An 11,902-nucleotide genomic window follows, 5' to 3' on the forward strand; every position below is an offset into this window, starting at 1 on the left:
GCTGCGACAGCATTCTTCCCGATAGCGTAGGTTTACCACGCCATCGCGGTACCCGGGTCTTGGGTGTTGGCCGGTCACACCAGCCTCTACGGCCAATACGCAAAATCAGCACGACGAAGCAACAGGGGCACGCCAGTCGTGACTTCGTAGGTTCGCTGTCGCGGCCTCTCAGATGGGCCTCGCACCTCGACGCCCATCGCGCATGCCAATGATGGCTGGAACCGCGCCCCATGACCTCAGTGTTCACTGCTCTATTCAGCTCTGCCGCTGCACCCTCACCATGGCTCGATCACGCCCCGGTACGCGAAGAGCTGTTCGGCATCGAGCGCCTCGAACAACATGCCTGCACCCTGGCTGCGGCCCAGCCGATCAGCGCCAAGCCGCCATCGGTGCTGTCGCTGCATCGACGGTTGAACGACAACGCTAAGGTGCTGCTCGCAGCCTACCGCGCCAGCGCCGCCGAGCTGGCCAATGGCCGCAGCGTCGTGCCGGCCGCCGAGTGGCTGCTGGACAACTACCACCTTGTCGAAGAGCAGATTCGCGAGATCCGCGATGACCTGCCGCCTGGCTATTACCGCCAGCTGCCGAAACTGGCCAGCGGTCCCTTTGCCGGTTACCCACGGGTGCTGGGCATGGCCTGGGCGTTTATCGCCCACACCGACAGCCACTTCGACCCGGACATCCTGCAGCGCTTTATCGTCGCCTATCAGCAGGTGCAGCCGCTAACCATCGGCGAGCTGTGGGCGGTGGCGATCACCCTGCGCATCGTGCTGATCGAGAACCTGCGCCGCCTTGCCGACCAGATGACCGCCGGGCGCAGCGCACGGGCCGATGCCGACGCCCTGGCCAACCGCCTACTGGGTCCAGACGCGCCCCACGCGGCGCTCGACAAGGAGCTGCACGAGCGCGCCCGCACACCGCTGAGTGAGCCGTTTGCCGCGCAACTGGCCAAACGCCTGCGTGACCACGACCCGCTCACCACCCCCGCACTGGGCTGGCTGGAAGCGCGCCTCGGCGCCCAGGGCAGCAGCATCGAAGAAGTGGTGCAGCACGCCCTGCAGCGCCAGGGCGCGTCCAACCTCACGGTGCGCAATATCATCAACAGCATGCGCCTGATTTCCTCCATCGACTGGGCGCAGCTGTTCGAGAACGTCAGCCTGGTAGATGCGTGCCTGGCCGAGCGCAGCAACTTTGCCGCGATGGATTTTGCCACCCGCAACCAGTACCGCAGCGCCATTGAGCAATTGGCCCGTGGCAGCGCCTGCAGTGAACTGGAGGTTGCCGAACAGGCGCTGCAGGCTACGCAGCAGGCCAGCGAAACCCAGAATGCCGACCCGCGCACCAGCGACCCCGGTTACCACCTGATCGCCGAAGGCCGCCTGGCGCTGGAACAACGCATCAACTTCCGCCCGCCGCTGCGCCTGCGCATCAGCCGTGGCCACATGCACCTCGGCATGCCCGGCTACGTCGGCGCCATCGTCGGCCTCGCCAGCCTGCTCCTGGGTCTTGCGCTATACAGCCTGGCCGGCCAGGGCGTCACCGCTGGCTGGCTGCTGGCGCTGGGTGTGCTGGGCTTTCTGCCAGCGACCGAAGTGGCCACCGCGCTGGTCAATCGCGCGGTCAGTACCAGCTTCGGCGCCATGGGCCTGCCGGGCCTGGAGCTCAGCGAAGGGGTGCCCAGCAGCCTGCGCACGCTGATTGCCGTACCGACCCTGCTGGGCAGTGAGGCTGATCTGCTGGAGCAGATCGAGCGCCTGGAAGTGCATCACCTGGCCGGGCATGGCGGCGACCTGACCTTCGCTCTGCTGACCGACGGCCTGGATGCCGACCAGGAAAACCTGGCCAGCGACGCCGAGCTGTTGCAGCTGGCCAGCACCGCCATCGGCCAGCTCAACCTGCGATATGGTCCCGGCATCGCCGGCAGCCGTTTTCTCTTGCTGCACCGGCGGCGCCAGTTCAACCCCAGTGAAAACGTCTGGATGGGCTGGGAACGCAAGCGCGGCAAGTTGCATGAACTCAATCGCCTGCTGCGCGGTGCCGATGACACCAGCTTTACCGAGGTGCCTGGGCTAAGCCAGCGCGTACCGACTGATGTGCGCTATGTCATCACCCTGGATGCCGACACCCGCCTGCCGCGTGATGCGGCGCTGCGCCTGATCGGCAAGATGGCTCACCCACTGAACCAGCCGCGCTTCAACACCGAGCTACAACGGGTGGTCGGCGGCTACGCGATTCTGCAGCCCCGGGTCACCCCTTCGCTGCCCTTGCAGCGCGAAGGCTCGCTGTACCAGAAGGTCTTCTCCAGCCCCGGCGGTATGGACCCCTACGCCGCGGCCGTCTCCGATGTGTACCAGGACCTGTTCGGAGAAGGCTCCTTTACCGGTAAAGGCATCTACGATATCGATGCCTTCGAGGCCGCACTGGCCGGCCGGGTCGGCGAAAACAGCATGCTCAGCCATGACCTGTTCGAAGGCGTTTTCGCCCGCGCAGGCCTGGCCTCGGATGTGGAAGTGGTCGAGGAATTCCCCTCGCGCTACGACGTGGCCGGCAAGCGCCAACACCGCTGGACCCGTGGCGACTGGCAGCTGCTGCCGTGGATTCTCGGGCCTTTCAGCGGCAAACAGGCGCTGCCGAGCATCGGCCGCTGGAAGATGCTCGACAACCTGCGCCGCTCCCTGCTGGCGCCAGCCACCCTGGCGGCGCTGGGCATGAGTTGGTTGCTGCCGTTACCAGCAGCACTGAGCGCCAGCCTGCTGCTGATTGCCAGTGTGCTGATCCCAGCCCTTTTTCCGCTGTGCTTCGGCCTGCTGCCGGCGCGCGCCGGTATTCGCTTGCGCAGCCACCTCGGCAAGCTGCGTGATGACCTGCTGCTGGCCCTGCTGCAAAGCGCGCTGAACCTGACGTTTCTCGCTGATCAGAGCTGGCGCATGCTCGATGCGATCAGCCGCACCCTGACCCGCCTGCTGATCACCCGGCGCAACCTGCTGGAATGGACCACCGCCGCACAAGCGTCGATCAGCCCGCGTCTGAAGCTGCTGGGTTTCTACTGCGGCATGGCCGGCGGCACCCTGCTTGGCCTGCTGCTGTGCGCCATGGCGCTGTTCTGGTCGCCGGCCATCTGGCCGCTGGTGCTGCCGTTCGCCCTGCTCTGGCTTAGCGCGCCGGCAATCGCCATGCGGGTTAGCCGTTCGCCCCGCGTCTCCAAGCGTCTGCTGATCGACCCGTCGCAAACCACTGAGCTGCGGCTGATCGCCCGGCGCACCTGGCGCTTCTTCGAAACCTTTGTCAGCACGGCAGACAACCAGCTGCCACCGGATAATTTTCAGGAAACCCCCAAAGCGGTCATCGCCCACCGCACCTCGCCGACCAATATGGGCCTGTACCTGCTCTCAACCATCGCTGCGCGCGATTTCGGCTGGGCCGGCACCCAGCGCAGCCTCGCCCGCTTGCAAGCCACCCTGGCGGTCATGGAGCAACTGCAGCGCCATCGCGGGCACTTCTTCAACTGGTACGACACCCAGGACCTGCGCCCGCTGGCGCCGGCCTATGTGTCGTCCGTGGACAGCGGCAACCTGGCCGGCCACCTGCTGGTGGTCGCCAATGCCTGCGAGGAATGGCTCAAGGCGCCGGTCAGCGCGGATGCCCGCCTTGGTCTGCACGACAACCTGGAACTGGCATGCGCCACCCTGGCCGCCCTGCCTGCGGCCGCCAGCGAACGCGGCAAGCAGCTGGATGAATTGCTGCAACAGATCAAGGCTGGGCTGCATGGCAATCAGCTGCTGCCCAGCCTGCTGCCAACCCTGCTACGCCTGAGCGACAAGGCCGCCCAGCTGGCCAACGGCATCGCCCAGCTCGACGACGCTGGCCAGGCCAATGACCTGCTGTTCTGGCTGCAGGCCCTCGCCCATGCCATCGGCGACCAACTGCAGGATGCGCAACTGACCGACAGTCAACGCATGCAGTTGCATGCCGATCTACGCAGCACTGCCGAACAGTCACGTGGCATGGCTCTAGCCATGGATTTTGCCTTCCTGCTGGAGCCGGAGCGCAAACTGCTGTCGATCGGCTTCTGCCTGGCTGACAACAGCCTGGACAGCAGCTGCTATGACCTGCTCGCCTCGGAAGCGCGCCTGGCCAGCCTGTTCGCCATCGCCAAAGGCGATGTCAGCACCCGCCACTGGTTCCGCCTGGGCCGCACGGCCACGCCGCTGGGCAGCGGTTCGGCGCTGATTTCCTGGTCCGGCTCGATGTTCGAGTACCTGATGCCTTCACTGGTGATGCGCGCCCCGGCCGGCAGCCTGCTGGAGCAGACCAACCGTCTGGTGGTGGCGCGCCAGGCCGCCTATGGCAATGCCCTGGGCATCCCCTGGGGGATTTCCGAATCGGCCTACAACGCCCGCGACATGGAGCTGACCTACCAGTATTCGAACTTCGGCGTACCGGGCCTGGGCCTCAAGCGCGGGCTATCCGCCAACCGGGTGATTGCCCCTTACGCCACCGGGCTGGCAACCATGGTCAACCCGCAAGGTGCACTGGCCAACTACCGCCGCCTGGCGCAGATGGGTGCGCTGGGGCGTTATGGCTTCTACGAGGCGCTGGACTTCACCCGCACGCGCCTGCCGGACGACCAGCCGTTTGCCATCGTGCGCAACTTTATGGCCCACCATCAGGGCATGAGCATCGTCGCCATTGCCAACACCCTGCATGACGGCCAGATGCGCGCCCGCTTCCACCGCGAACCGATGATCCAGGCCTGCGAACTGCTGCTGCAGGAGCGCATGCCACGCAATGTCGCGGTCGCCCACCCGCGTGCCGAAGAGGTCAGCGCCTGCGCCGCGGAAACCGCCAGCGAGCTGCACAGCGAACGCCGCCTGAGCCACTTCAACGGCAATCCGCCGGTCACCCACCTGCTCAGCAACGGCCGTTACAGCGTGATGCTCACCGCCAGCGGCGCGGGCTACAGCCGCTGGCGCGACATCGCCATCACCCGCTGGCAGGAAGACAGCACCCGCGACCGACATGGCTCTTTCATCTTTCTCTCGGACACCCGCAACGGCACCCGCTGGTCCCTGGGCGCGCAGCCGAGCAGCAGCAACCCGTACGACGAAGTGGTGTTTGCCGAGGACTACGCCAGCTACAGCCGCCACGACGGCAACCTCACCACCAGCCTGGAAGTGTTGGTCTCCGGCGAGGACGACGGTGAAGTGCGCCGCGTCTCGCTGACCAACAGTGGCCGCATCACCCGGGAGATCGAACTGACCTCCTACGCCGAACTGGTACTTGCCAGCGCCGCCAACGACAACGCCCACCCGGCGTTCTCCAAGCTGTTTGTGGTCACTGAATACCTGCCTGCCTTCGGCGCGCTGATTGCCACGCGCCGCCCGCGCAGCGCCAGCGAGCCGTCGTTGTGGGCCGCGCACTTTGCCGTGGTTGAAGGTGAAGTGAGTGCCGAGCCGCAGTACGAATCCGACCGCGCGAAGTTTCTCGGGCGCAGTTGCGCGCTGCACGCTGCAGCAGTGATTCGCCAGGGCCAACGCCTGTCGAATACCGTCGGCACGGTACTCGATCCGATCTTCTCGCTGCGCCAACGCCTGCTGGTCGAGCCGGGCAAGATCGCCCGCGTGGCGTTCTGGACGGTGGTCGCCTCCTCCCGTGAAGCACTGCTTGATCTGATCGACAAACACCATGACCGCAGCGCTTTCGAGCGCGCGAAAACCCTGGCCTGGACCCAGGCCCAGGTGGAGTTGCGCCACCTCGATATGCTTGCCGCCGAAGCGGCCGACTTTCAGCGCCTGGCTGCGCCCATCCTGTACGCCGACTCACGCTTTCGCGCACCGCCGGCCAGCATGCTGCGCGGCCTCGGCAGCCAGTCCGGGCTGTGGTCCCAGGGGATTTCCGGCGACCTGCCAATAGTCCTGCTGCGCATCAGTGACGCAGAAGACATCGCCCAGGTGCGGCAACTGCTGCGCGCCCATGAATACTGGCGGATGAAGCGCCTGGCCGTGGACCTGGTGATCGTCAACGAGCATGCCTCCTCCTACCTGCAGGACCTGCAGGTGGCCATCGAAACCGCCGTGCGCAGCAGCCAGTCGCGCCCGCGCTTTGCCGCTGAACTGGCGCAGGGCTCGGTATTCGTGCTGCGCGCCGATCTGCTCAGCGGTGAATACCGCGAACGCCTGCAGGCCGTCGCCCGAGTGTTGCTGGTGGCCCATCGCGGGCCGATTTCCGAGCAGCTGGCGCGTATTCCGCCCTGCCCCAGCCCCGTACCGCCAAGCGCCAGCAACCATAGTGCGCAGCCCATTCCGGTATTCCACGCACCGCCGCCCAGCCCGCTGGAGTTTGCCAACGGCCTGGGCGGTTTCGACCTGGATGGCCGCGAGTACGTGGTGCGCCTGGACGCCTGGAGCAACACCCCGGCGCCGTGGATCAACGTGATCGCCAATCCGCAGTTCGGCTTTCAGGCCTCGGCCGAAGGCAGCGGCTACACCTGGGCCGACAACAGCCGGGAAAACCAGCTCACGCCCTGGTCCAACGACCCGGTCAGCGACCCGCCGGGCGAAGCCCTGTATATACGCGACGAGGACAGCCTGGCGCTGTTCAGCCCCACCGCCCAACCGCTGCGTGACAGCGGCCACTATGAAGCCCGCCATGGCTTTGGCTACAGCCGCTTCAGCCACCAGGCCGGCGGGATTGCCATGGAGTTGCTGCAATACGTGCCGCTGGAAGACCCGATCAAGATTTCTCGGCTGACCCTGCGCAACCTCTCCGGCCGGCCACGCCGCCTGAGCGTTACTGCCTATGCCGAATGGGTGCTGGGCAGCACGCGGGCGGCCAGCGCGCCGTTTATCGTCAGCCAGCAGGACAGTGCCACCGGCGCCATTCTGGTACGCAACCCGTGGAGCATCGCCTTTACCGGGCGCAGCGCATTCAGTGACCTGGGCGGCCGACAAAGCAGCTGGACGGGGGATCGCAGCGAGTTTATCGGGCGTAACGGCAGCCTCACGCAACCCGCCGCCCTGGCCCGCCTGGCGCCGCTGAGCGGCCACCTCGGTGCGGGGCTCGATCCCTGTACCGCGCTGCAATGCCAACTGGAGCTACAACCCGGGGAAAGCGTGGAAGTGCTCTGGCTGCTGGGCCAATGCGCCAGCGAGCAGCAGGCCAGCACGTTGATTGCGCAGTACCGCGAGGCCGATCTGGACGCCGTGCTACTCAAGGTGCAGGCGCACTGGCAGCGCGTGCTCGGCGCGGTGCAGGTGCAAACCCCGAGCCGCGCCATGGACATCATGCTCAACGGCTGGCTGCTCTATCAGACCCTGGCCTGCCGCGTCTGGGCGCGCTCGGCGTTCTACCAGGCCAGCGGCGCCTACGGTTTCCGCGACCAGCTGCAGGACGGCATGGCGCTGACCTTCGCCAGCCCGTCGATAACCCGCGGGCATATCCTGCGCGCGGCCAGCCGCCAATTTGTCGAAGGCGACGTGCAGCACTGGTGGCTGCCGCATTCCGGCCAGGGCGTACGCACGCGCATCTCCGATGATCGGGTGTGGCTGGCTTACGCCACCGCGCAGTACATCCAGTGCAGCGGCGATGCGGCGATTCTCGATGAACAGTTGGACTTTCTCGAAGGCCCGCTGCTGGCCGCCGGCGAGCACGATGCGTTCTTCCAGCCGATGCAGGCCGATGCGCCGGCCTCGCTGTTCGAGCACTGCGCCCGTGGCCTCGACCAATGCCTGCAACTGACCGGCGAGCTGGGCCTGCCGCTGATTGGCGGCGGCGACTGGAACGACGGCATGAACCGCGTGGGTGAGCACGGCAAGGGCGAAAGCGTGTGGCTGGGCTGGTTGCTGCTGCGCACCATCGCGCTGTTCGCACCCTATGCCGAGGTGTATGACAGCCCCCGCGCGGCGCGCTGGCGAGCGCATGCCGAGCAGCTGCGCTTGGCGCTGGAGACCTATGCCTGGGATGGCAAGTGGTACCGCCGCGCGACCTTCGATGACGGCACCTGGCTCGGCTCGGTGCAAAGCAGCGAGTGCCGGATCGACTCAATTGCCCAGTCCTGGGCGGTGCTGTCGGCCAGCGCCGATCCGCTGCGGGTGAACATGGCGATGGCCTCCATGCAACGCCAGTTGATCCGCGAGGACGACGGCATCGCCCTGCTGTTCACCCCGCCATTCGACAAAACGCACCTGGACCCCGGCTATATCAAGGGTTACCCACCGGGCCTGCGCGAGAACGGCGGGCAATACAGCCACGCGGCGATGTGGGCGATTCTGGCGTACTGCCAGCTCGGCTCTGCGCAGCAGGCCTTTGCCCTGTTTGACCTGGTCAACCCGATCAACCACGGCAACAGCCCTGAGGCCTGCCAGCGCTACAAGGTCGAACCTTATGTGCTGGCCGCCGATGTTTACGCGGTGGCGCCGCACAACGGTCGCGGCGGCTGGACCTGGTACACCGGGGCGGCCGGCTGGATGCACCGCGCAGGTGTAGAAGGGATTCTCGGTATTCGCCGCGAGGGTGACTGGTTGCTGCTCAACCCGTGCATCCCGGCCGAGTGGCCAGGCTTTAGCGCACGTATCGCCCTGGCCGGCAGCCACTACCAGATCGAGCTGAGCAACCCGGCGCAACGCAGCCAGGGCATTCGCCAGGCCTGGCTGGACGACCAGCCCATCGACTGCTCGCAAGGGTCATTGAGAGTGGCCCTGGATGGCGCGGCGCATCGCTTGCGGATCGAGTTATAGGTCGTTGTTAGCGCAAGGTTCGGCCAGCAGCTCGGCCAGCTCGTCACAACCACTCTGCACCGCTGCCATGGCGGCGGTGCAGAGGGTGCGGTAGCGCTGCAGAACCAGCTCACCGGTAGCGGTGAGCTGGGTGCCACCGCCCTGCTTGCCGCCAGCCAGGGTGCTGACCAGCGGCTGCTTGAAGCTGCGGTTCATGGTTTCCACCAACAGCCAGGCACGCCGATAGGACATGCCCATGGCGCGCGCGGCGGCGCTGATCGAACCATGCTGGGCGATAGCCGCCAACAGCTCGGCCTTGCCGGGGCCGATGGCAATATCAGCACCGTTATACAGGCGGATTTTCAGATCAAGACGGTACATGCGGCGACCACAGCAGGGGATACGCTGCGCAGACTAACGCCTGATTCACTCAGGCGAAAGCGGCAAACCACTTGCTGCGCAGCGGCCGTGGGACATGTCAGGTAGCGGTTATATTCGGCCCATTAATAGCAGCACCAATAGCACCACCACCACTACGCCCAAACCGCCCGTAGGCCCGTAACCCCAGCTTCTGCTGTGTGGCCAGGCCGGTATGGCGCCGATCAATAACAGCACCAGCACGATCAATAGAATGGTACCCAGGCTCATGGCGTTCTCCTTGATGAGTCACTGCAGCACGCCGGAACAACAGGTGCCGAGATGGCACCCAAGCGCTCCATCATGCTGCGCGCCACTGCTGCAGCCGTCGGTGCGTTATCGAACCGACAGACGCACCCCTATTCGGCGACCAGTGCCCCATCAACTATCTGCTGCGCCTCGCTGAAGATACGCTGCAGGTGCGCGGCATCGCGAAAGCTCTCGGCGTAGATCTTGTAAATGTCCTCGGTGCCCGATGGCCGCGCGGCGAACCAGCCGCCTTCGCTGATCACCTTGATCCCGCCAATCGCCGCGCCATTGCCCGGGGCCTTGTCGAGCACCTGGGTGATGGCATCACCGGCCAGTTCGCGGCTGCTGATCTGCGCGGGCGAGAGTTTGCCCAGGGCTTTCTTCTGCGCAGGGGTCGCCGGTGCATCAACGCGGTCGGCATAAATCGCGCCGAACTCATCGCTCAGGCCCTGATACAACTCGCCTGGGTCACGCCCGCTCACTGCGGTCATTTCGGCAGCCAGCAGGGCCAAAGCGATGCCGTCCTTGTCGGTGGTCCAGACCCGGCCATCACGGCGCAGGAAGGTCGCTCCGGCGCTCTCCTCGCCGCCAAAACCCAGGGAGCCGTCGAATAGGCCGCCGGCAAACCATTTGAAGCCCACCGGCACTTCCTGCAGCGGCCGACCCAGGCGCGTAGCGACACGGTCAATCATCGCGCTGCTGACCAGGGTCTTGCCCACCGCTGCTGTGGCGTTCCACTGCGGGCGATGCTGGAACAGGTAATCGATGGCCACGCTGAGGAAGTGGTTGGCCGGCAGCAGGCCCACGCTCGGCGCGACGATGCCGTGGCGGTCGTAGTCGGTGTCGCAGGCAAAGGCGATGTCGTAGCCATTCTTCAGGCCGATCAGGCGCTGCATGGCATGGCTGGAGGATGGGTCCATGCGGATCTGCCCGTCCCAGTCCAGGCTCATAAAGGCGAATTGCGGATCGATAATCTCGCTCACAACATCCAGATTGAGGCCGTACTGCTCGGCGATGCGTGCCCAGTAATGCACCCCGGCGCCGCCCAGCGGGTCGACACCCAGGCGCAGGCCAGCCGCGCGGATCGGCGCGAAGTCGATGACGTTGCCCAGATCACTGACATAGCTGCCGAGGTAATCGTATTCCTGCACATTGGCCGCCTGCCGCGCCTGCGCCAGGGGCATGCGCTTGACCTCACGCAGACCGCCTTCGAGCAGCGCATTGGCGCGGTTCTGCACCCAGGTGGTGATATCGCTGTCGGCCGGGCCGCCGTTACTGGGGTTGTACTTGAAGCCGCCGCTGTCCGGCGGGTTGTGCGAGGGGGTGATGACGATGCCATCGGCCAGGCCCGAACTGCGGCCCTGGTTGTGCACCAGGATGGCCTGGCTGATCGCCGGCGTCGGGGTGAACTCGCCGCCAGCGGAGATCATGGTCTGCACGCCATTCGCCGCCAGCACTTCAATCGCGCTTTCCAGCGCCGGTTGCGACAGCGCGTGGGTATCGGCGCCGATAAACAGCGGGCCGCTAATGCCCTGGGCCACCCGGTAATCACAGATCGCCTGGCTGATCGCCAACACATGCGCCTGATTGAAGCTGCAAGCCAGGGAACTGCCGCGATGCCCGGAGGTGCCGAATGCCACGCGCTGGCTGGCCACGCTCAGGTCCGGCTGCATATCGTAATAGGCCGCCAGCAGCGCAGGGATATCAGTCAACAGGGACGCAGGTGCCGGCTGACCGGCCAAAGGGTGAATACGCGGGCTCACAAGGGGCTCCAGACAATGATCGGGCGGTGAAAAGTGCGCCAGTTTAGCAGCCCGGCCGGGTAATCCAGACAGGCTTTATGCCAAAACGCGCTAGGTGCGGTAGCGCACGGACAAAGGCTCTGCAATAGGGGTATCAAAGGCTTCGCCCCCCGTATTTGCGCCAGCATGGGATTTGCTCAGAGGTAATTATGGACAGTCCAACCCAGCGCCACCCCGCCTCCACGCCCGAACGGCCAGGCTCAATCACAGGTCATGCGGCGCGCCCCAAATAAAAGCCCGAGTAACGGGCTGTAGCAAAGTTGCAGTTGTCGACGTTAGCGCGGCTTAACCCCCGCGGCCGGACGTTGTGCGTTGGAAAAAGCACGTGAGAAGCGTCCATGAACAGGGAGAGATGACATGCACAAGCTTGGCTACGCACACGCTATTGCCACCAGCAGCGCCCTGATACTGGCGGCGCTACTAAGCAGCAACGTTTCTGCCGAGGTATTTGCGCCTGAAGTGTTCAGCCACGCACCGCTGCACACGACAACCGCAGAACCTGCGCAGAACAGCAACCTGCACAACGCCAGGCTGCAACCTGAAAAAAACAATACTGAACTTGCCAGTAGCGCCGCGCCTCTAAACAGCCGCTGGATCAGCCTGCCCGCTAAAGCGCCACAGCTCGAACAGCCGCCCCCGCCGGGGCTGCGTTTCTGAGCGCGCAGCAGCACTGCAGCTCCAACGATGATTAACGCCGTATCGGCAACGCAGCGCCTTACC

The 11,902-nt window shown here is 65.5% G+C and carries 5 protein-coding genes; 2 read left to right on the plus strand and 3 right to left on the minus strand.

The genetic code is table 11. The features are described 5' to 3' along the window. Positions 1-230 precede the first annotated feature (230 nt). A complete protein-coding gene (locus tag ACQ4LH_RS10635) occupies positions 231-8,735 on the plus strand; it encodes a GH36-type glycosyl hydrolase domain-containing protein (RefSeq protein ID WP_430697137.1) in 8,505 nt (2,834 codons plus the stop codon). On the opposite strand, the gene ACQ4LH_RS10640 is transcribed toward ACQ4LH_RS10635, so the two are convergent. The 3 genes from ACQ4LH_RS10640 to pgm all read right to left on the minus strand — a co-directional run bounded on the left by ACQ4LH_RS10640 (position 8,730) and on the right by pgm (position 11,143). Then, positions 8,730-9,095 (minus strand): winged helix-turn-helix domain-containing protein, encoded by a 366-nt coding sequence (locus ACQ4LH_RS10640; RefSeq protein ID WP_430697139.1) that lies wholly within the window; start codon positions 9,093-9,095, stop codon positions 8,730-8,732. The two genes, ACQ4LH_RS10635 and ACQ4LH_RS10640, sit on opposite strands and share 6 nt — an antisense overlap. A gap of 108 nt (positions 9,096-9,203) precedes the next feature. Next, the gene (locus tag ACQ4LH_RS10645; protein ID WP_090251631.1) at positions 9,204-9,362 is read right to left on the minus strand and encodes a DUF3309 family protein; all 159 of its coding nucleotides are present in this window, start codon (positions 9,360-9,362) and stop codon (positions 9,204-9,206) included. Between the two features lie 128 nt (positions 9,363-9,490). After that, positions 9,491-11,143 carry a phosphoglucomutase (alpha-D-glucose-1,6-bisphosphate-dependent) gene (pgm, locus tag ACQ4LH_RS10650; protein WP_430697140.1) on the minus strand — a complete coding sequence of 551 codons (1,653 nt, stop codon included), beginning with the start codon at positions 11,141-11,143 and terminating at the stop codon, positions 9,491-9,493. A gap of 396 nt (positions 11,144-11,539) precedes the next feature. Here pgm and ACQ4LH_RS10655 point away from each other — a divergent pair, with 396 nt between their 5' ends. Next, positions 11,540-11,839 carry a hypothetical protein gene (locus ACQ4LH_RS10655; protein WP_430697141.1) on the plus strand — a complete coding sequence of 100 codons (300 nt, stop codon included), beginning with the start codon at positions 11,540-11,542 and terminating at the stop codon, positions 11,837-11,839. Positions 11,840-11,902: the final 63 nt, after the last annotated feature.

It is taken from the genome of Pseudomonas peli, from assembly GCF_050563605.1.
Taxonomy (GTDB): domain Bacteria; phylum Pseudomonadota; class Gammaproteobacteria; order Pseudomonadales; family Pseudomonadaceae; genus Aquipseudomonas; species Aquipseudomonas peli_A.

Excerpts from the sequence above, each read along its gene's own strand:
- ACQ4LH_RS10640 (WP_430697139.1), bottom strand. The coding sequence starts at position 9,095 with ATGTACCGTCTTGATCTGAAAATCCGCCTGTATAACGGTGCTGATATT.
- ACQ4LH_RS10655 (WP_430697141.1), top strand. The coding sequence starts at position 11,540 with ATGCACAAGCTTGGCTACGCACACGCTATTGCCACCAGCAGCGCCCTG.
- ACQ4LH_RS10645 (WP_090251631.1), bottom strand. The coding sequence starts at position 9,362 with ATGAGCCTGGGTACCATTCTATTGATCGTGCTGGTGCTGTTATTGATC.
- ACQ4LH_RS10635 (WP_430697137.1), top strand. The coding sequence starts at position 231 with ATGACCTCAGTGTTCACTGCTCTATTCAGCTCTGCCGCTGCACCCTCA.